At 68.1% G+C, this 20,051-nt stretch carries 13 protein-coding genes and 1 pseudogene; 8 read left to right on the top strand and 6 right to left on the bottom strand.

All coding sequences use genetic code 11. The features are described 5' to 3' along the window. Positions 1 to 305: 305 nt before the first annotated feature. Together RKE25_RS13240 and RKE25_RS13235 are read left to right on the top strand one after the other, a co-directional pair. Entirely contained in the window at positions 306 to 788 is a 483-nt protein-coding gene (locus RKE25_RS13240; protein ID WP_311838574.1) for a hypothetical protein, read from the top strand. 128 nt (positions 789 to 916) lie between these two features. Further along, a pseudogene (locus tag RKE25_RS13235) lies at positions 917 to 1,468 on the top strand (patatin-like phospholipase family protein); the annotation flags it as partial. A gap of 546 nt (positions 1,469 to 2,014) precedes the next feature. On the opposite strand, the gene RKE25_RS13230 reads toward RKE25_RS13235, so the two are convergent. Together RKE25_RS13230 and RKE25_RS13225 are read right to left on the bottom strand one after the other, a co-directional pair. After that, the gene (locus tag RKE25_RS13230) at positions 2,015 to 2,464 is read right to left on the bottom strand and encodes a nuclear transport factor 2 family protein (RefSeq protein ID WP_311838573.1); all 450 of its coding nucleotides are present in this window, start codon (positions 2,462 to 2,464) and stop codon (positions 2,015 to 2,017) included. 863 nt (positions 2,465 to 3,327) lie between these two features. After that, positions 3,328 to 4,761, bottom strand: a complete 1,434-nt coding sequence (locus tag RKE25_RS13225; protein ID WP_311838572.1) for a GGDEF domain-containing protein — start codon at positions 4,759 to 4,761, stop codon at positions 3,328 to 3,330. Positions 4,762 to 4,973: 212 nt separating this feature from the next. On the opposite strand from RKE25_RS13225, the gene RKE25_RS13220 reads away from it, so the two are divergent. Both RKE25_RS13220 and RKE25_RS13215 read left to right on the top strand, forming a co-directional pair. Beyond that, positions 4,974 to 6,350, top strand: a complete 1,377-nt coding sequence (locus tag RKE25_RS13220) for an FAD-containing oxidoreductase (protein WP_311838571.1) — start codon at positions 4,974 to 4,976, stop codon at positions 6,348 to 6,350. Between the two features lie 83 nt (positions 6,351 to 6,433). Then, a complete protein-coding gene (locus RKE25_RS13215) occupies positions 6,434 to 6,805 on the top strand; it encodes a TraR/DksA family transcriptional regulator (protein WP_311838570.1) in 372 nt (123 codons plus the stop codon). 19 nt (positions 6,806 to 6,824) lie between these two features. On the opposite strand, the gene RKE25_RS13210 is transcribed toward RKE25_RS13215, so the two are convergent. Continuing rightward, the gene (locus tag RKE25_RS13210; RefSeq protein WP_311838569.1) at positions 6,825 to 7,475 is read right to left on the bottom strand and encodes a TMEM175 family protein; all 651 of its coding nucleotides are present in this window, start codon (positions 7,473 to 7,475) and stop codon (positions 6,825 to 6,827) included. A gap of 544 nt (positions 7,476 to 8,019) precedes the next feature. On the opposite strand from RKE25_RS13210, the gene RKE25_RS13205 reads away from it, so the two are divergent. Next, a complete protein-coding gene (locus RKE25_RS13205) occupies positions 8,020 to 11,049 on the top strand; it encodes a TonB-dependent receptor plug domain-containing protein (RefSeq protein ID WP_311842388.1) in 3,030 nt (1,009 codons plus the stop codon). Positions 11,050 to 11,082: 33 nt separating this feature from the next. Here RKE25_RS13205 and RKE25_RS13200 read toward each other — a convergent pair whose 3' ends face one another. Next, positions 11,083 to 12,480: a heavy metal sensor histidine kinase gene (locus tag RKE25_RS13200; RefSeq protein ID WP_311838568.1), complete on the bottom strand. Its 1,398-nt coding sequence runs from the start codon at positions 12,478 to 12,480 to the stop codon at positions 11,083 to 11,085. Beyond that, on the bottom strand, positions 12,480 to 13,160 hold the full coding sequence (locus RKE25_RS13195) for a heavy metal response regulator transcription factor (RefSeq protein WP_311838567.1): 681 nt from the start codon (positions 13,158 to 13,160) through the stop codon (positions 12,480 to 12,482). Before RKE25_RS13195 ends, RKE25_RS13200 begins: the two co-directional genes overlap by 1 nt. 175 nt (positions 13,161 to 13,335) lie before the next feature. Between RKE25_RS13195 and RKE25_RS13190 the strand changes: the two genes are divergently transcribed. From RKE25_RS13190 to RKE25_RS13180, 3 genes are read left to right on the top strand one after another with little or no spacing between them, the layout of a single operon-like run. After that, entirely contained in the window at positions 13,336 to 16,536 is a 3,201-nt protein-coding gene (locus RKE25_RS13190; protein WP_311838566.1) for an efflux RND transporter permease subunit, read from the top strand. Positions 16,537 to 16,549: 13 nt separating this feature from the next. Further along, a complete protein-coding gene (locus tag RKE25_RS13185) occupies positions 16,550 to 17,719 on the top strand; it encodes an efflux RND transporter periplasmic adaptor subunit (protein WP_311838565.1) in 1,170 nt (389 codons plus the stop codon). A 4-nt stretch (positions 17,720 to 17,723) separates the two neighbouring features. Continuing rightward, positions 17,724 to 19,178 carry an efflux transporter outer membrane subunit gene (locus tag RKE25_RS13180; RefSeq protein ID WP_311838564.1) on the top strand — a complete coding sequence of 485 codons (1,455 nt, stop codon included), beginning with the start codon at positions 17,724 to 17,726 and terminating at the stop codon, positions 19,176 to 19,178. A 24-nt stretch (positions 19,179 to 19,202) separates the two neighbouring features. On the opposite strand, the gene RKE25_RS13175 is transcribed toward RKE25_RS13180, so the two are convergent. Further along, positions 19,203 to 20,048 (bottom strand): methyltransferase domain-containing protein, encoded by an 846-nt coding sequence (locus RKE25_RS13175; protein ID WP_311838563.1) that lies wholly within the window; start codon positions 20,046 to 20,048, stop codon positions 19,203 to 19,205. Positions 20,049 to 20,051 lie beyond the last annotated feature (3 nt).

Here is a 20,051-nt window from a genome sequence, read left to right as displayed (position 1 = left end):
GGGGGTAAGGGCAGGGGGCCGGATGGCCTGGCTGTTTCCCGGCAACGGCCGGTCGAGGCCGGTTTTCCGCCATGCGCTCTCACGACTCGTTCTTCACGCTGCTGAAGTTTCGCCCGTCGCCCGCGCGGCGGGCGGATGGCAAGGCCGGGCCACGGCGTTATGTTGCCCGTATCCCTAGGAAAACTCTGATTCCAACCAGGCGCCAGCACGGAGAGCATGCGCACGTGCCGTCGGTGGGCGAACGACTCTCCCCCGCTGGTCAACCACGTCGTGGCTCTGGATGGAGCGACAGTGCAGGGGGTGTTGTGAAAGGCCAGCTTTACCACTACGACGCTTGCGAGCTCGACAACGTCTTCCTCCTCAATGGCTACAGCATGAGGAAGACGGTCGATGGCGAAGAGACCGTCGTCCAGGACGCGGAGGGTTTGCTCCGCGCGATCACCGATGCCGTGATCGATGCCGCCGTGCCGTTGAACGGCAAGACCTTCCGATTTCTCCGCAAACGCCTGGCGATCTCGCAGCGGCAGCTGGCCGAGTCGCTCGACCTGGCCGAGCACACGGTCTCGCTATGGGAGCGGGGGCGACTAACCTTGCCGCGCTACAGCGACATCACGCTGCGCGCGCTGGCCTGGGAGCGGCTGCGCGGACAGGTGCCGTTCTGGTCGCTCTGCAAGAAGCTCAGCCAGATGGACGGAAAGCGTGGTGGCGGCGAGGTCAGCCTCGTGATGCACCGGAACGAGCAAGGCTGGGCCTCGCTAGTGAACGGCGCGGGCGACGTCGCGGGCTGAGCGGGCGGATGGAGGCATGGCTCGCCCGCGCCTAGACACCGCCGTCACGACCCCGGATGCAGATTGCGAAGGTTTCGTGAGCGCGACGCCCACGAACACACGGACGCGATTCCACCAGGGGGAAAACCATGGCTTTCAAGATTCTCTGTTGCGACGGCGGCGGCATACGCGGCGTCATCACGGCGCTGCTCATCCAGGACCTGGACCAGAGCTTCAGCATCGTCAAGAACGCTGACGGCTTCGCCGGCACGTCGACCGGCGGCCTGATCGCGCTGGGCCTGGCGAACGGCCAGGACATCGGCACCATCGTCGACGTCTACACTCACAAGGGCTCCACCATCTTCCAGCCCAACGGCTGGTTGCTGGACGCGCAAGCCAAGCTGCAGCCCCAGGCGCCGGCACAGTCGACGCAGGAGCTGGGCAGCGGCCCGGGCCTCTTCAAATGCCAGTACGTCAACACCGGCCTGAAGCAGGTCGCGGGGACCATGGTGAGCGGCAAGCTGTCCTCGGTCAGCCCCTTTGTGGCGGTTAACTCCGCGCGGCTGTGGGACCTGGACCAGAACAGCTGGGAGCCCTGCACGATTTCCAACGGCACGAAGAATGTCTACCGCGACATCGACATGCTCGACGCAGCGCTGGCCACCTCGGCCGCGCCGACTTACTTTCCGCCGTATGCCGTGGGTGATTACGGCTATTTTGCCGACGGCGGCACGTTCGCCAACAACCCGTCGATGACGGCGATCGTGGAAGCGATCTACCAGGGCTACGTCACCGGTCCGTCGGACATCCTGATGCTGTCGCTGGGCACCGGCGTCAATCCGGTCGGCATGCCGAACAACGACGTGGGCAATCCGCTGGATTGGGGCGTCACAGCATTGGCTGTGGCCGTCCAGCAACGGCCTGGTACCGGCCATGGCGCTGCTCAATCTGACGATGGATGCCACCGCGGAGTTGGCAGCCGCCCAGGCGGCGCAATTGCTGGGCGGCAACTACATGCGCGCGAACGTACCGCTCGACCAGCCATTCGCGCTGGACGACTACGAGAAGGTGGGCGAGCTGGTGAGAGCGACGCACAACTACATCAAGAAGTCGCAGGAGTGGCAGGGCGTGCGTGCCTGGGTGAGCGAGAACTGGACATAGGCGGCACACGCGGCGAGCCCGGCTTCTCTCGACGAAGGGAGCCGGGCTCGCGGGAAGTGAATGTCCCGCATTGGTGGTTCATCGCGCTACTTATCTTTGTAGTAGGCGTCCGCCTTGATCACCTCGACGCCGCGCCACCCCCAGTAGACGCGATGCCATTGGATCAGGCCGTCGCGTATATCCATTACTTCCATGAAATCCATCTGCTCGCCGGTCGGCGTGGCACGCGGGTACTCCCACATTAGCCCAGAGCCATCGGTGAAATAGCCACGGCGATGGAAGTGCCGGCTTCCCGGCTTGCGTGGCGCCGCTTTCTCCAGCAACTCGCGAATGGCCTCGCGGCCCTTGATGACGCCGACGTTCCCGCCCAGCAGATGCGGCACCAGCGGGCTCTCCAGCGTGGCGTCCGGCGCATAGAGCGCGATCATCGCGTCCAGATCGTCCTCGGACCAGGCGCGATCCCATTCACGGTAAATGCGTTCGATGGTCTGCGCGGCACCTTCCGGCAGATCCGCGCGGCTGAGGTTGTTGGACATGGCGGCCTCGAGCGTGTGGCTGGGGTGGCGTGGAGAAGCTCAGTGTGCGGCGCTTGCGTTGATAGCGTCAGGGGCGTTCAACGCATGTCGAGAGGAGGTGGTTGGCGTGTTCGTCATCGTATGCAAGCGGCATAGAGCGGGTTAGCGAATAGGTGTGATCGTGGGTGCAGTTGTGCGGATTTAGTGGATTCCGGGGTGTGCGTGGGAAGCGGTGAGCTGTGAAGCGGCCATTGGCGCTTAGGGGTTATGCGGGGCATCGCGATTTGCAGGATGTGTTCGCTCGAATTGCGTTGGCGCAAGCCCCGCCCCTCATCCCGCCTTCTCCCCGGAGGGGAGAAGGAGAAGTGAGGTACCGCGCCAAGCAACCAACGACCAAACAAGAGCGAGCGAAGCGATGCTCCGAGTGGCTCTTGATCTGCCGGGTTCCCTTCGCGGCGGTGAGGGCTGGACGATCAGGCCGCCGCAGGCGGGCGGGGACAGGACGTCCCCGCCTTTTCGATTCGGGCAAGGATGCCCGATCGAAAAGCCCGGCCAGCCCTCAACGCACCCGGAGCAGCGAAGGCTGCGGAGGGCGCCGCGCAGGGGGCCTTTTCTTCTTGGTTACTTCTTCTTTGGGCAAGCAAAGAAGAAGTAACTCGCTCTCCGGCAGGAGAGCGAAACCCTCGCCCCCGCACGGGGCGAGACAAGACTGGCGATCACGTCGCGACAACCGAGCCGTGTCGCTACTGGGTTCCGGCCTGCGTCGGAATGACGAGGATGAGAGGACGAGGCGGTCCTTAGCTCCCGTTGGGGTTCGCAAGCTCACCCCAACCTACGCACGCCGGCCAACGACAAAAAAAAGCGCCACGCCACCAAGAAAAAAATCACAACACCCGCACACACACTCGATTACGCCCCCCACGCTTCGCCTCATAAAGCGCCCCATCCGCCACCCCCATCAGCGCCTCGGGCCGCCGCCCCACCAACTCCGCCACATAACCCACCCCGATACTCACCGTCAGGCTCGCCGGCGGCGATGTACCCTCCGCCACCGCGACAGGCAGGGGGCGGCGCTCGATGGCGGCGCGGATCGTCTCGGCCAGCCGCTCCGCGCCGTGCTGCGACGTATACGGCAGGATCACCGCGAACTCCTCGCCGCCGTAACGTGCGACCAGGTCGGTGCTGCGCACCGCGCACTCCTTCAGCACCTCGGCCACTTCGCGCAGGCAGGCATCGCCGGCCGGATGGCCGAAGCGGTCGTTGAGCTGCTTGAAATGATCGACGTCGATCAGCAGCAGCGCCATGCCGCGTTCGCCGCGCGCGGCCGGGGCCCAGTCGCGCTTCAGCGTCTCGTCGAACTGGCGGCGGTTGGCGATGCCGGTGAGCGGGTCGATGCGCGTCAGTTCGCTGAGCTGGTCCTGTTCCTCCAGCGTGCGCACCTGCGTGAGCACGCTGCGCACGCCGTAGCCCAGCAAGGCGACCGCGAAGCCGGCCGTGGCCAGTGCGGCATGGGTGTGCAGGATCAGGCCGGACACGACGAGCAGGGTGAGCGGCATCATCAGCGGACTGCCGGCGCGCACGACCAGGCTCAGGCGCCGCGGCGCTTCCGGGGCGTCGGCGCGGGCTGCGGCCGGCCGCAGAGCCATCGCGGCGAGGGTAAGGAAGGGCAGGTCGATCACCAGGTCGGCCAGGGTGCCGTAATCCACGTCGCTCTGGGTGTGATTGATGTAGGCCGCCGTCGCCAGGTAGAGCAGCGCGAAGATCGCCAGCGTCCGGAAGAACACGCGATGCTCGCCGCCGGCGGCCAGCCAGCGCACCACCGCGAACGCGGCGATGAACACGTTCTCGATGTCGAACATCAGCCGCAGGCGTTCCACGCCTTCGTCGCTGGCATTGCTCAGGGTGGCGAACGAGAAGGTATGCACGAAGAACAGATAGCCCACGGCCAGCGCCAGCAGCGCGTCGATCAGCCGCACCGGCCAGGCTTCACGCGGCGAGGTGGCCAGCGCGTAGGTGAGCGGCACGCCGTACAGCACGTAGCACAGCATGCTGAGGCCCGGCGTCGGGTTGGCATTGGCCAGGACCATTGCCATGACCATGTTGGAGGCCATGCCTGCGGTCCACAGCAGCATGCCCAGCGCCAGCGCGATCCAGCCGTGGGCGACCGGATCGCCCCGGCTGCGCCATGCGCAGGCCAGCGCCGCCAGCAGCGGGGCGGCGATCAGGAAGAGGTAGGAGAGCAGCTTGGCGTGGTCGGGGAACAGCGCCAGGGCGAGCGCGTGGCAGGTGAGAAATGCGATGGCCACCAGAATGGGCACGGCGTCGTCCCCGCGGATGCTGTCCGGACGATACGGGAGCGTTTCGGCGCCGCGCAAGTCCGCGCCTGGCGGCCTTCGCGCGGGCCGTCCGGCCGCCTCGCGGTGCCCGTGATGCCGCCCGGACGAGCTTTCGCTACCCGATCGTGCACTCCCTTTTGAACCGCGGAGGCGCATGCTGGCCTCCTGGATGACGAGCGAAGGCGGAAAAGCACATGAGCCAGCATTACGACGCCGTGGTGATCGGCGCGGGCCAGGCGGGGCCGCCGCTGGCCGAGCGCCTGGGCAAGGCGGGCCGGCGCGTCGCCGTGATCGAGCGCAAGCTCGTCGGCGGCACCTGCGTGAACACCGGTTGCATCCCGACCAAGGCGATGGTGGCCAGCGCCTACGTGGCGCACATGGCCGGCCGCGCACACGAGTACGGCGTGCGTAGCGAGCGCGAAGCGGCGGTCGACATGCAGCGCGTATGGGAGCGCACGCGCGGCATTTCCGGCAAGGCGCGCGAGGGCGTGGAACGCTGGCTGCGCGAGATGCCGAACGTGACGCTGCTGGAAGGCCACGCGCGCTTCGAGTCGCCGACCAGCCTGCGGGTAGGCGACGAGCTGATCGAGGCCGGGGCATTCTTCATCAATGTAGGCGGTCGCGCGTCCGCGCCGGACTTTCCCGGCATCGACGCGGTGCCCTACCTGACCAACACCGGGATGATGGAGTTGCGCGAGCTGCCGGAACACCTGCTGATCGTCGGCGGCAGCTATATCGGGCTGGAATTCGGGCAGATGTTCCGGCGCTTCGGTTCCAAGGTCACCATCGTGGAACGCTCGCAGCGGTTGCTGCCGCGCGAGGACGACGAGGTCTCCGCCGCGGTCATGGGCCTGCTGCGGGACGAGGACATCACCGTGTACCTGGGCGCGGAATGCATCGCGCTGGAAGGCGAGGCGGGGGCGATACGGGTCAAGGCCAAGGGCAACACGCTGTGCGAGGCGACGGTGGGCAGCCACCTGCTGCTGGCCGTGGGCCGACGCCCGAACACCGACGACCTCGGGCTCGAGAAGGCCGGCGTGGCGGTGGATGCGCACGGTTATATCCAGGTGGACGACCACGGACGCAGCAGCGCGCCGGGCATCTGGGCGGTGGGCGATTGCAACGGCAAGGGCGCCTTCACCCACACGTCATACAACGATTTCGAGATCGTCGCCGACAGCGTGCTGGGCGAAGGCGCGCGCCGCATCTCCGACCGCATCACCGCCTACAGCCTGTTTACCGATCCGCCGCTGGCGCGCATCGGCCTGACGGAGCGCGAGGCGCGGGACGCCGGCCACGACGTGCGGGTGGGCATGCGCCCGATGTCGCGCGTGGGGCGCGCCGTCGAGCGCGGCGAGACCACGGGCTTCATGAAGGTGATCGTCGACGGCGCCACGCAGCAACTGCTCGGCGCGGCGATCTTCGGCGTGAATGGCGACGAAGCGATCCACTGCCTGCTCGATGCGATGTACGCGAAAGCGCCGTATACCACCGTGTCCCAGGCGGTGCACATCCACCCGACGGTGGCCGAACTGCTGCCGACCGCCTTGCAGAGCCTGCGGCCGGCGTGACGGCATGGCTACCGTTTTGGGTATAGGCGAGGAGCCTCCGGCTGCTTAACCTCGACGACTCCCCTCCAGCGAAAGGCACCGCCATGAGCGACCGGCATTCTTCCAAGAGCGGTCTCGAACCCGCCTTCATCGAGGCCCAGCGCAAGCGGCTCCAGGCCATGCTCGACGAGCTGAAAGGCAGCGGCGACGACGCCGGCAGCGACGAGGCGCAGGCGCAGTACGCCGGCATTGACGAGGTGCGCGACAGCGGCGACGACGGGCAGACCATGGCGATCGGCGAGAACGACGAAGCGACCTTGCGGCACGCCATCCGCCGCCTCGGGGACATCCGGCGCGCGCTGGAGAAGATCGAGGAAGGCACTTACGGCCTGTCCGACGTCAGCGGCGAGCCGATCGGCAAGGAACGCCTGCTGGCGGTGCCGGAGGCCGTGACCGCCATCGGCGACCGGAGCTGAGGACGAGCGACGCCCGTCCTCAGGACGGTGAGTCGGCGCCCACGACCGTGCGCGCCTTCACCCAGGAGAGGTAGCGCAGCCCGATGCCGCACAGGGTCAGCAACAGGGCGGCCAGCTTGAGGTGCAGGCTGAACAGCGCCACGGCGCCGAACAGGACGGCCACGAACAGGTCCTGCAGCAGCCAGCTCCAGGCCGTGGCCCTGGGCACGTCCGGCGCCAGGTGGCCGACGAAGGCGGCATAGCCCCACGAGGCGCTGAGGCACAGGTAGTTGGCGGCAAGCGCCACCGAGTAGATCAGCATGCCGTGCTCCGACGCACCGTCGGCGTCGGTGAGCATGACGCGCACCACCACCGGCATCAGCGAAACCAGGCTCAGCAGTGCGAGGGTGAGCAGGGCCGCCGGCATGTCCACCCGGCGCAGGCTCGCCAGCACGCGCCGGTGGCGGATCCACACGCCGCCGACGATGAAGAAGCTCACGAAGTAGATCAGCAGCGGCGTGGCCCAGAGTTCGGCCAGGCTATGCCCGGCCGCCGGTCCCTCGGGCTTGAGCTCGACTGCCGACAAGGTCATGGCGATGGCGAACACGCCGTCGGATAGCATCACCAGCCGGTCGAAATGGCGTTGATGCACGTGATGCTCGCGCACGGGCGCGGTGTGGTTCGATTCCACGGCGTTCCTTCCCCCTGGTTGGCAGCGGGATATCATGCCTGAGCCGGCGGGTTTCGGAAGCCCCCGGTGCCGGAGGGCATGCCTGCCGCCGGCTGCGCTTGCGAGTGCCGGTGCCGCGCCATGGACATGCCATGAAAGCACGCTTGCGGCATCCAGCTCCATCCACGCGGCTCACGGTAAAGACTCTCATCGACCGATCGCTCGCGCGACGTCCGTCCACCGGGTCTTTCAGCGGGGTGGTTCGCGGATCTCATCGCGTGAAGAAAGGGTGCATGGAACGGGTTGTGCGATTTAGACGTCTAAGCGTCTACGCGGTTCGCGCACTCAATAGTTGACATTCGTGTGACCGAGGAGCAAGTTTGCCGCAAGCCCGAAGGGAGCGATCTCCTCGGGCTTTATAGGGGGCGGGATTTAGATCGATCCATGTAAGGGATTGCGGGGCCGATCCTGGCTTCAGTGCAACGCTTCCTTGCGCACTCGCTTGCCGGCGTGTCGTCCGACACGGTCATCCCGTCCAGGGCTTTTGCCAGCGATGGGGATGAATATGATCGAAGCGACGCAATCGTTGCCGCGTAACCGTGTCTTGCATCTGGCGCTCGCCATCGGCTTGATGGCCTCGGGCGCGGCGCTCGCGCAATCCACGACGGGCTCCATCTTCGGCCAGGTGGCCTCGACCGGCGGCGGCGACACTGTGCTGATCGAAAGCGCCAGCGGCTTCAAGCGCGAAGTCGGCGTGGATGCGCGCGGACGCTACGTCGCCTCGCAGCTGCCACTGGGCACGTACACGGTGTCCTTGCGGCGCGATGGCCAGACGGTGGAGAGCCGCGACCGGATCACGCTGCAGGTGGGCGCGGGCACCGACGTTTCCTTCGCCGGCGCCGCGGCCACGGAGAAAGCGGTCGCCAACCTGGGCTCGGTCACCGTGGTGGGCAATGCCTTGCCGGCTATCGACGTGACCAGCGTGGACTCGCGCACAGTCATCACCGCCGACCAGCTGGCCAGGCTGCCGCTGGCGCGCTCCGCCGAAGGGATTGCCATGCTGGCCCCGGGCGTGAACCGCAACAGCGCCAACTTCACCAGCGCCACCGGCAAGCCGCTGGTCAGCTTCGGCGGCTCGGCCGCCACCGAGAACGCCTATTACATCAATGGCTTCAACACTACCGATCCGCTCAATGGCCATGGCGGCATCACGCTGCCGTACGGTGCGATCGACCAGCAGGAGGTCTACACCGGCGGCTACAGCGCGCAGTACGGCCGTTCCGACGGCGGCGTGATCAACCAGGTGGGCAAGCGCGGCAGCAACCAGTGGCATTTCGGCGCGCAGATCCTGTGGGAACCGTCCTTCGCGCGCAGCGACTACACCGACCTCTATTACGCCAACGGCCTGCCGGTCTCGCCGGTGGCGGGGAATCTCTACGACCCCAAGAGCAAGAACAAGCTGTGGACCACCACCGCCAGCGCCTACGTCGGCGGCCCGCTGATCGAGGACAAGCTGTTCTTCTTCGTCGCGGGCGAGTTCGAGCGGCAGGACGGCACCAACGTCAACGCGGTCGACAACAGCAAGCCTTACCAGACCTACCGCTACGACAGTCCGCGCTGGTACGGCAAGCTGGACTGGAACATCACTGACAGCCAGATCCTGGAAGTGACCGGTGCGTCGGACAAGCGCAAGGGCAGCGGCTCGATCTACGACTACGACTACACCGCGCGCCGCAAGGGCGACTTCATCAACGCCGACGACAACACCAAGGTGGGCGGCGACCTCTACGTGGCCAAGTACACCGGCTATCTCACCGACAACCTCACGCTGAGCGCGATGTACGGCGAGATGAAGACGCGCGACTACGACGTGCCCGGCAGCTACGACGAGAGCCTCACCTTCGTCAGCGGCATCACCAACCAGAACCCCGCGCTCAACGGCGGCGCGCCGCGCGGCAACAACCAGACCGTGTCGACGCTCTACGATCCGGCGCGCGGCAACAAGACCACCAATACCCGCGTGGACCTGAGCTATCACCTGGGCGACCACATGATCAGCGTGGGCATCGACAACCAGCGGTCGGAGGCGCTGAACCAGGGCAATCGCAATTCCGGTCCGGGTTACACCTGGCAATACGGGCATACCAACACGCCCAACGAGCCGATCGTCTCCGGCCTGGGCGTGCCCGCGCCGGCCGGCTTCCCCCATGGGCAGGACGGCTATTACGTCCAGAAGAACATCGCCAACAACGCGGTCAGCGTGCGCTCCATGCAGCGCGCCCAGTACGTGGAAGACAAATGGCAGGTCAGCGATCGCTGGCTGCTGTCGCTGGGCCTGCGCAACGACCAGTTCACCGACTACAACCCGAACGGCGAAGCCTTCATCACGCAGACCAAGCCGCAGTGGGCGCCGCGCCTGGGCTTCAGCTGGGACGTCAATGGCGATTCCAGCTTCAAGGTCTACGGCAACGCGGGGCGCTATTACCTGAGCATGCCGCTCAACCCCGCCACCGGCGCAGCCGCGGGCTATGTCAGCACACAGCAGTACTACACCTACGGCGGCATCGCGGCGGATGGCACGCCGACGGACCTGACGGTGATGTCCGTGCCGGTGTCGGCGAACAATTCGTTCGGCATTCCGCCCGATCCGCGCACGGTGACGGCGCAGGGCATCAAGGCCGAGAACCAGGACGAGTTCATCCTGGGCTTCACCAAGACCGCCGGCCCCGCCTGGGTCTATGGCGCCAAGCTGACCCAGCGCATCCTGCGCAATGCGATCGACGATTTCTGCGACGTCAACCGGGTGTTGGACAAGGCGCAATCGCTGGGCTACGACATCGCCTCCAGCAACAGCTGCTACCTCATCAATCCCGGCCGCGCCAACACCTTCAACCTGGTAACCACCGACGGCAGTCTGGTCGGCGTGCCGATGAGCAACGCGGAACTGGGTTTCGACCGGCTCAAGCGCCGCTACTACAGCCTGGAAACCTTCCTGGAGCATCCGTTCGACGGCACCTGGTACGGCAAGGTCGACTACGTGTTCTCGCGCAGCTACGGCAACACCGAGGGCCAGGTGCGTTCGGACCTGCTGCAGGGCGGCGCCTCGGCCAGCGAGGACTGGGACAACTACGCCATCATGGAGCACACCAACGGCCCGCAGAACAACGACCACACCCACGTGGTGAAGCTGTACGGCTACTACCAGTTGACGCCGGAATGGCAGCTCTCGGGCAACCTCAGCGTGCAGTCCGGCAACCCGCGCATCTGCCTGGGTTACTACGGACCGGACCACACCGACCCGGTCGGCTACGGCAACGCCTACCACTTCTGCAACGGCGAACCGTCGCCGCCCGGCAGCCATGGCCGCCTGCCGTGGCTGCACCAGCTGGATCTGGGCGTGACCTATCGTCCGGCCTTCGCGGCCAAGCGGCTGGCCTTCAACGCCAATGTCTTCAACGTGCTCAACGAGCAGCGCCCGACCTTCCTGCAGCCGAACTCCGAGCAGGCGCCGTACTCGCCGAACCCGCTGTTCGGCACCGCGCTGTACCGCGAGGCGCCGCGTTACGTGCGGTTGAGCGTCAGCTACGACTATTGATGGCGGCGACCGGCCGGCGGTCGTGCCGGCCGGTCAGGAGATCGGGGCGTCGGGAAACCACAGGGTGAACCGCGTGGCCTCGGGCCCGGACTCCACCGAAGCCCGTCCGCCGTGCAGTTCCATGATGCTGTGGACGATGGACAGGCCCAGGCCGGTCGAGCTGGCCGAATCGCTGCGCGAGCGGTCGACGCGGTAGAAGCGGTCGAACAGTTTGTCCAGATGCTCAGGCGGAATGGGCTGGCCGGGATTTTCGACGACGACGATAGTGTCCTGGCCGGCCTTGTCCGCGAACAGGCGGATGGTCCTGCCGCGCGGCGTGTAGCGCAACGCGTTGGAAAGCAGGTTGCCGACCGCGCGCCGGAACAGATCGCGGTCCGCGTACAGCGGAACGGCTGCGCGCACTTCGATCGCGACCCCGGCGTCGCCCGCGATGCCTTCGAAATAGTCGGCGATGCGCTCCAGCTCGTTGCGCACGTCCAGCCCGGTCCGCTGCAGCGCGAACTGCGGGCTCTCCGCGCGGGCCAGGAACAACACGCTCTCGATGGTGCGGCTCACCCGGTCGCATTCCTCGATGTTGGAGCCGAGCAGCGCTTCGTATTCGGCCTGGCTGCGCGGGCGGGCGAGCGCGACTTCGTTGCTGCCGCGCAGGTTGCCCACCGGCGTGCGCAGGTCGTGGGCGAGGTCGACGGTGAACCGCCACACCCGCGCGAAACCTTCTTCCAGGCGGGCGAGCATGTCGTTCAGCGCCGCCGCGAGCGCCTGCAGTTCGGGCGGCGCGTTGCCGGTGGACAGCCGCGTGTCGAGCCGCTGGGCATGGATGGCCGCGGCGTCCGCCGCCATGGTCCGCAGTGGCCGCAGCGCCTGGCGCACCAGCAGATAACTCAGCACGATCGCGGCCAGCAGGCCCGCCAGGAGGCGATGAAGCATGTCGCGCAGATAGTGCGCGAGCAGCGCCTCGCGGTCGGCGAGCGAGCGCGCCACGGTCATCGACACGCGGCTGCCGTCCCGCAGCGGCGCGACGGCCGTGATGCCGCGCACCTGCGCCTCCTGGTTGCCGAGCCAGTGGCCGATGGCGTCGGCGACGATGCGCTGGTCGGCCGGTACCGCGTTGCGGGCTTCGATGGCGTAGTGCGACGGGTTGTGCTCGACCAGCGTGCGGCCCGCGTCGTCGGTGATGCGCAACGCATTGTTGGTATCGCCCAGCACGCCGATCACCAGGCGGTCCTGGTGCGCCACTACGTCCGGCACGGAGTCGAGTTCCGCGACCAGCCGGCGCAGGTGGCGCGCGGTGAGCACGAGGTTGGTTTCGTCCTGTGCGTAGATGCGCTGCGCGGCCGCGCGGTAGAGCAGGAAGCCGACCGCGGCGAAGCACACCACGGTGATCGCGGCGAAAGTGAGGGTAAGACGGGCGCTCAGGGACAAGCGTGGCATCAGCGGGCCTCGGGGTCCTCATCCAGCACGTAGCCCATGCCGCGCACGGTGTGAATGAGCTTCACGCCGAAGCCGTCGTCGATCTTCGCGCGCAGCCGGCGGATGGCTACCTCCACCACGTTGGTGTCGCTGTCGAAGTTCATGTCCCACACGTAGGAGGCGATCTGCGTGCGGCTGAGCACCTCGCCGCGGCGGCGCGCGAGCAGTTGCAGCAGCGAGAATTCGCGCGGGGTCAGGTCGATGCGCTGGCCGTCGCGGCGCACCCGGCGACGCACCGCGTCGATCTCCAGGTCGCCGATGCGCATGTGCTCGATGTCGCGCGGCGGGCCGCGGCGCAGCAGGGTGCGGATGCGGGCCAGCAGTTCGACGAAGGCGAACGGCTTGACCAGGTAGTCGTCGCCGCCCAGCTCCAGGCCCTTCACGCGTTCCTCCAGCTCGTCCACCGCGGTGAGCAGCAGCACCGGCGTGTCTTTCTTCGGGCGCAGGCGGCGCAGGATCTCCCAGCCGTCCATGCCCGGCAGCATCACGTCGAGCACGATCAGGTCGTAGTCCTCTTCCAGCGCCTGGTGCAGGCCGTCGAGGCCGTTGGCGACCACGTCCACCGTGAAGCCGGATTCCTCCAGCCCCTTCTTGAGGTACTCGCCCGCCTTTTTTTCGTCCTCGATCACCAGAAGCCGCATGGCCCGATCCGCTTTACCTGTTGGGCCGGATCATACGCGCGGCGCCCGCGGGGACGTGATTACAAAATCGTCAGGTAACCGTCAGGGGTGGGCAAGCGCCCCGCGCCTAGCCTTGTTCGCGGGGCGGCTGGACCGCCCGCCACTGGCCCGCGGGGCCGACGACGGGGTTTCGCTCATGTGGATCGTGCACCTGGCGCTGCGGCGCCCTTATACCTTCATCGTGCTGGCCTTGCTGCTGGCCATCGCCGGGCCGCTGATGATCCTGCGGACGCCGACGGACATCTTTCCGAACATCAATATCCCGGTGCTGAGCATCGTGTGGTCGTACAACGGCTTCTCGGCCACGGACATGGCCAACCGCATCACCACGCCGTACGAGCGCGCGCTGACTTCGGACGTGGACAACATCGAGCACGTCGAGTCGCAGACGGTCAACGGCGTAGCGGTGATCAAGGTGTATTTCCATGCCGGCGCCGACATCAACCGCGCGATCGCCGAAGCCTCGGCCAACGCGCAATCCATCCTGCGCGTGCTGCCGCCCGGCACGCTGCCGCCGCTGGTCATCTCCTACAACGCCTCGACGGTGCCGATCCTGCAGCTAGCCTTGTCCAGCCGCTCGCTGCCGGAGCAGCAGCTGTACGACCTGGGCAACAACTTCATCCGCACGCAGCTGGCCACGGTGCAGGGCGCGGCGGTGCCGCTGCCGTTCGGCGGCAAGGTGCGGCAGGTGATGGTGGACATCGACACCAAGGCCATGCAGGCGCGCGGCCTGTCGCCGCTGGACGTGGTCAACGCGGTCAACGCGCAGAACCTGATCCTGCCCGGCGGCACGGCGAAGATCGGCGCGCTGGAATACGACGTCAACCTCAACGGCAGCCCGGCTTCGGTCGATGAGCTCAACCAGATCCCGCTGAAGGCGACCCCGGGCGGCGTGATCTACCTGCGCGACGTCGCCCAGGTGCGCGACGGCTTCGCGCCGCAGACCAATATCGTGCGCGTCGACGGCACCCGTTCGGCGCTGCTGCAGGTGGAGAAGAGCGGCGACGCCTCCACGCTCAGCATCATCGGCCAGGTCAAGGCGCTGCTGCCGCGGATCGCCGCCGGCCTGCCCAAGGCGCTGGACGTGAAGGCGGTGTCCGACCAGTCCGTGTTCGTGAGCTCCGCCGTGGCCGGCGTGGTGCGCGAAGGGCTGATCGCCGCCGCGCTGACGGCGCTGATGATCCTGCTGTTCCTGGGCAGCTGGCGTTCCACGCTGATCATCGCCATCACCATTCCGCTGTCGGTGATGGCCTCGCTGATCGCGCTGTCGGCGCTGGGACAGACCATCAACATCATGACGCTGGGTGGCCTCGCGCTGGCGGTGGGCATCCTGGTGGACGACGCCACGGTGGCGATCGAGGCGATCAGCCACCGCCGCGAACTGGGCGAGCCGCTGGACCAGGCGATCGTGACCGCGTCCGACCAGATCGCGCTGCCGACGCTGGTGTCCACGCTGGCGATCTGCATCGTGTTCCTGCCGATGTTCCTGCTGTCCGGCGTGGCCCGCTATCTATTCGTGCCGCTGGCGGAAGCGGTGGTGTTCGCGATGCTCGCGTCCTATTTCCTGTCGCGCACGCTGATTCCGACGCTGGCGATGTATCTGCTCAAGCACGAAACGGCCGGCGCCGCGGCGGGGCAGGGGCGCTGGCAACGGCTGCGCCGCCTGCAGCAGCGTTTCGAGCGGGGTTTCGACGGTTTCCATGCGCGCTACCAGGACACCGTGCGGCTGGCCATCGCCAACCCCCGACGCGTCGCCATCGCGTTCGCCCTTGCCTGTGCCGGCTCGCTGCTGCTGATTCCGGTGCTTGGCCGCGACTTCTTCCCGACCTCCGACACCGGCGAGATCCGCCTGCACCTGCGCGCCCGCACCGGCACCCGCATCGAGGAAACGGCCCGCGTGGTGGACCTGGTGGAGCAGGACGTGCGCAAGGCGATCCCCGCCGGCACGCTCGGCAGTGTGCTGGACAACATCGGCCTGCCGGTGAGTGGCATCAACATGACGTACGACTCGTCGCTGCCGGTCGGCTCGTCCGACGCGGACGTGCTCATCACGCTGAAGCCGGGTCACCGGCCGACGGAAAGTTACGTCGCGGAGCTGCGGCAGCGCCTGAACCGCGATTTCCCGGGCGTGTCATTCGCCTTCCTGCCGGCGGACATCATCAGCCAGACGCTGGACTTCGGCCTGCCGTCGCCGATCGACATCCAGGTGGTGGGCAACGACAAGCAGGGCAACCGGGCAGTGGCGGAGCGCCTGCTGGGCCAGTTGCGCGGCGTGGACGGGCTGGTCGATCCGCGCATCCAGCAGCCGGATGACGCACCCGCCATCAACGTGCAGGTGGATCGCACCAAGGCCATCCAGGCCGGCTTCCAGGCCCGCGCCATCGCGCAGAACGTGCTGATCGCGCTGTCCGGCAGCGCGCAGACCACGCCCAACTTCTGGCTCAATCCGAAGAACGGCGTGAGCTATCCGCTGACCACCGAATCGCCGCAGTACGCCATCGATTCGCTGCAGGCGCTGGGCAATATCCCGCTGTCCACCGGCGACGAGGCGGGCGCCCTGCGCAACGGCACGCCGCCGATCCTCGGCTCGCTCAGCACGCTGTCGCGCGGTGCCCAGGAGGCGGTGGTCTCGCACTACAACGTGCAGCCGGTGATCGACGTGTTCGCCGGCGTGCAAGGACGCGACCTGGGTGCGGTGGCGGCCGACGTGGACCGCCTGGTCGCGCAGGCCCGCGCGCACCTGCCGCCGGGTTCGGCCATCGTGGTGCGCGGGGAAGTGCAGACCATGCAGTCCTCGTTCCAGGGCCTGCTGCTGGGCCTGGCCTGCGCAGTGCTGCTGGTGTACGCGCTGATGGTGGTGAACTTCCAGTCGTGGGTGGACCCGCTGGTGATCATCGGCGGCCTGCCCGGCGCGCTGGCCGGCGCGACCTGGATGCTGTTCGTCACCCGCACGACGGTAAGCGTGCCGGCGTTGACGGGCGCCATCATGTGCATCGGCATCGCCACCGCCAACAGCATCCTGGTGGTGAGCTTCGCGCGCGACCGGCTGGCCGCCGGCTCGACGCCGCTGCAGGCCGCCTTCGAGGCCGGCGCCACGCGTTTCCGGCCGGTGCTGATGACGGCGCTGGCCATGTTGATCGGCATGTTGCCCATGGCCCTGGGCCTGGGCGACGGCGGCGAGCAGAACGCGCCGCTCGGCCGCGCGGTGATCGGCGGCCTGCTGTTCGGCACCCTCACCACCCTCGTGTTCGTACCCACCGCCTTCGCCGCCGTGCATGCCTGGCTGCGCCGCCGCGACAGCGGCGCGCTGCCTGCACTCACGCATGCCGCGTCCTGACCGGAGAACTCCCATGTCCGAGTTGATGCCTTTGAATATCTCCTCCTGGCCCAGGCGCCGCCTGGCCATCTCGCTCGCGCTGGTGGGCATCGCCCTGGCCGTCGGCACCTTGCCCCGGCTCGCGGCGCACGCCGCGGTGGCGAAGCAGACCGCGGCGCTGAGCGAGCCCACCGTGGCGGTAGTGGCGCCCGTGCGCGCTCCTGCGCAACAGTCCCTGGTGCTGCCCGGCGACGTGCAGCCCTACCAGGAAGCGGACGTCTACGCCCGCACCAGCGGCTATCTGCGGCGCTGGTACGCCGACATCGGCACGCACGTGGAGAGCGGGCAGCGGCTGGCCGACATCGACGCGCCGGAAGTGGACGCCCAGCTTGCGCAGGCGCGCTCGGACGCGGCCACGGCAGCGGCGAACTACGACATCGCCAAGGTCACGGCCAGCCGCTGGCAGGACCTGCTGAAGAACGATGCGGTGTCGCGCCAGTCGAGCGAGGAGAGCGTCAGCACCATGAAGGCCAGGCAGGCGATGCTGGGTGCGGCGCGCGCGAATGTGGATCGTCTCGCGCAATTGCAATCCTTCCAGCAGATCCAGGCACCGTTCGCCGGCGTGGTGACCGCGCGCAACGTCGACACCGGCGCGCTGATCGATGCCGGCGGTGGCGGTCACCCCGTGCCGCTGTTCCGCCTGGCGGAAACCGACCGGCTGCGCGTGTTCGTCAACGTGCCGCAGGACCAGGCCATGGACGTGGCGCCGGGATCAACCGCGCACCTGCGCGTGCCGCAGCTGCCGGAGCGCGTGTTCGCCGGCACGGTGGCGCGTACCTCCGGCGCCATCGATGCGGCCAGCCGCACGCTGCGCGTGGAGATCGACGTAGACAATCCCGATGGCGCGCTGTTGCCGGGTGCTTATGCCGAAGTGACTTTGCCGCTGACCGCCGCGCATCCGGGCCTGTCGCTGCCTGCCAACGCGCTGCTGTTCCGCCCCGCGGGCGTGCAGGTGGCGACGGTCGACCCCCGCGGCGTGGTGCAGCTGCGTACGGTGACCCTCGGCCGCGACTTCGGTACGCGCGTGGAGATCCGCGATGGCCTGCGCGGCGACGAGCGGGTCGTGCTCAATCCCGGCGATGCGATCGACGCGGGCCAGCGCGTACGCCTGGCCTCCATTCCGCCAGCCGACGCGAAGGAGTAGCGCCATGCAAACCATCGATGCGATCAAGCGGGGCCTGCCGCGCCTGGCCTTTGGCGTGGGGCTGGCCTGGCTCGCCGGCTGCACGCCTGGCCCGGCCTATGTCCGCCCCTCCGTCGCCGTGCCGGACCGGTTCAAGGAAGCCTCGACCGCGCAGCGGCTCGCGCCGGGCTGGTTGCCCGCGCAACCCGGCGACGCCGCCGATCGCGGCGCGTGGTGGGCGCTGTTCGGCGATCCGGTGCTGGATGGATTGGAGGCGAAGGTTGCGGTGGGCAACCAGACCGTGGCGAAGAGCGTGGCCGAGCTCGCACAGGCGAAGGCGATGATTGGCGTGGCGTCGTCGGCGTACTGGCCTACCGTCACGGCCGGCGCCAGCTTCGATCGCAACCACACCTCGCAGAACGTCGAAGGCCGTTCGCTGGCCGGCAAGACCGTGTCCGACGCCAGCGCCGGCCTCGACGTGGCGTGGGAGCCCGACCTGTTCGATCGCATCGGGCACCAGGTGGACGCCGCCAAGGCGCGTTACCAGGCCAGCGCCGCGGATCTCGCATCGGTGCGCCTGGCCATGCAGGCGGAGCTGGCGATCGATTATGTGGAGTTGCGCGCCCTCGACGCGGAAAGCACGTTGCTGACCCAGACCGTGGCGGACTACGCGCGCGCCCGCGACTTGGTGCGGATCCGTCGTGACGGCGGCATCGCGTCCGCCTCGGACGTGGAGCAGGCGGAAACGCAATGGCAGGCCGCGCAGGCGCAGCTGACCGACCTGCAGGAACGGCGCGCGCAGCGCGAACACGCCATCGCCGTGCTGATCGGCGAGCCGCCGGCGCAGCTGAGCCTGCCCGCGAGCGATGCGCCGCTGGTCTTGCCGGCCATTCCCGCCGGCCTGCCGTCCACGTTGCTGCAGCGGCGGCCGGACGTCGCCGCCGCGGAACGCCGCGTGGCTGCCGCCAACGCGGACGTGGGCGAAGCGACATCGGCCTTCTTTCCCGATCTGGTCCTGTCGGCGACGGGCGGACTGGAGTCCTCGCACCTGCCTTCGCTGCTCGCCTTGCCCAGCCGCTTCTGGGCGATTGGCCCGGCACTGGTCGGCACGCTGTTCGACGGCGGCCGCCGCAAGCAGGAACTGCATGCCGCCGGGGCGCGCCAGGACGCGGCCGCGGCCGACTACCGCGAGGCCGTGCTGGTGGCGTTCCGCGAAGTGGAGGACAACCTCGCCTCGCTGCGCGTGCTGGCCGACGAACAGGGTTCGCAGCAGCGCGCGGTCGATGCTTCCGTGCGCGCGGCGCAACTGGCCCTGGTCCGCTACAAGGACGGCGCCAGCGACTACCTCGAAGTCATCGCCACGCAGAACGCCAGTCTCACGCAACGCATTGCGCTCACCGAGTTGACCCGGCGCCAGCGCGAGGCGGACGTGCGCCTGATCAAGGCGCTCGGCGGCGGATGGTCGGGGGGCAAGTCATGAGCAGGCCGTGCGCCGCGCGCGCGCTCAAACCTCGCCGACCACCAGGGTGAAGCTCTGCAGGAAATGGAAATCCGGGCGGCGCAGCGCGAAGTCCGGATGCGCCGGATCGCACAGGCGCATCAGCAGGTCGTGGTCGTCGGCGGCGAGGTACGGCCGCAGGCGCGTGCCCCAGGTGTCGCGGAAGAGGGTTTCGACCAGATAGCGCTCGTCGTCCGGCCGCAGCGGCGACAGCCGTTCGAGCATGAACGTGCGCGCCTGCACCTGGCGCAGGCCGGCGCGGCGCAGCAGGCCGACGGTGGCGCGCACGGCGGCGAGGTCGCGTTCGTCGAGTCCGTAGCGGTCGCGGTAGTACTGGCGCACCGCTTCGTTGACCAGCCGTTCCAGCCGCGCATCCCAGGCGAAGTACATGTCCGGCAGGAACGAGCTCTGTCCCAGTGCGATGCGGCCGCCGGGGCGGAGCAGGGCGGCGATGGCGGCGATGCCGGCCAGCGGATCGCGCAGGTGATTGACCACGTTCACCGACCAGGCCAGATCGAAGCTGCCGCGCGCGAGCGGCGCACGCAGCAGGTCGGCCTGGATCGCCAGGGCGCCGTGCTGCCGTGCCGTGGCCTGCGCCGCGGCGACGTGAGCGGCGGCGAGATCCATGCCGACCACCGTGCCTTCGGCGCCGACCTGCGCCGCGAACCACGCGAGCGCCTCGCCCGTGCCGCAACCGACGTCGGCGACGCGCATGCCGGCGCGCAGTTCGAGACTGCCGATAGCCTGCCGCAGTTCCGGTGCGGCGAAGGCATTGAAGCGCTGCAGTTTCGCGGCGTAGTCGCGCGTGGCTGTGTCGCCGAGCAGGCCGGTGGCCGGACCAGGGTTCTTCATGGG

The organism is Dyella sp. BiH032, from assembly GCF_031954525.1.
In the GTDB taxonomy this organism is placed as follows: Bacteria; Pseudomonadota; Gammaproteobacteria; order Xanthomonadales; family Rhodanobacteraceae; genus Dyella_D.
This window is presented reverse-complemented; position numbering and strand designations above follow the sequence as displayed.

Excerpts from the sequence above, each read along its gene's own strand:
- RKE25_RS13230 (WP_311838573.1), bottom strand. The coding sequence starts at position 2,464 with ATGTCCAACAACCTCAGCCGCGCGGATCTGCCGGAAGGTGCCGCGCAG.
- RKE25_RS13180 (WP_311838564.1), top strand. The coding sequence starts at position 17,724 with ATGCAAACCATCGATGCGATCAAGCGGGGCCTGCCGCGCCTGGCCTTT.
- RKE25_RS13205 (WP_311842388.1), top strand. The coding sequence starts at position 8,020 with ATGATCGAAGCGACGCAATCGTTGCCGCGTAACCGTGTCTTGCATCTG.
- RKE25_RS13190 (WP_311838566.1), top strand. The coding sequence starts at position 13,336 with ATGTGGATCGTGCACCTGGCGCTGCGGCGCCCTTATACCTTCATCGTG.
- RKE25_RS13195 (WP_311838567.1), bottom strand. The coding sequence starts at position 13,160 with ATGCGGCTTCTGGTGATCGAGGACGAAAAAAAGGCGGGCGAGTACCTC.
- RKE25_RS13215 (WP_311838570.1), top strand. The coding sequence starts at position 6,434 with ATGAGCGACCGGCATTCTTCCAAGAGCGGTCTCGAACCCGCCTTCATC.
- RKE25_RS13220 (WP_311838571.1), top strand. The coding sequence starts at position 4,974 with ATGAGCCAGCATTACGACGCCGTGGTGATCGGCGCGGGCCAGGCGGGG.
- RKE25_RS13185 (WP_311838565.1), top strand. The coding sequence starts at position 16,550 with ATGTCCGAGTTGATGCCTTTGAATATCTCCTCCTGGCCCAGGCGCCGC.
- RKE25_RS13175 (WP_311838563.1), bottom strand. The coding sequence starts at position 20,048 with ATGAAGAACCCTGGTCCGGCCACCGGCCTGCTCGGCGACACAGCCACG.
- RKE25_RS13200 (WP_311838568.1), bottom strand. The coding sequence starts at position 12,480 with ATGCCACGCTTGTCCCTGAGCGCCCGTCTTACCCTCACTTTCGCCGCG.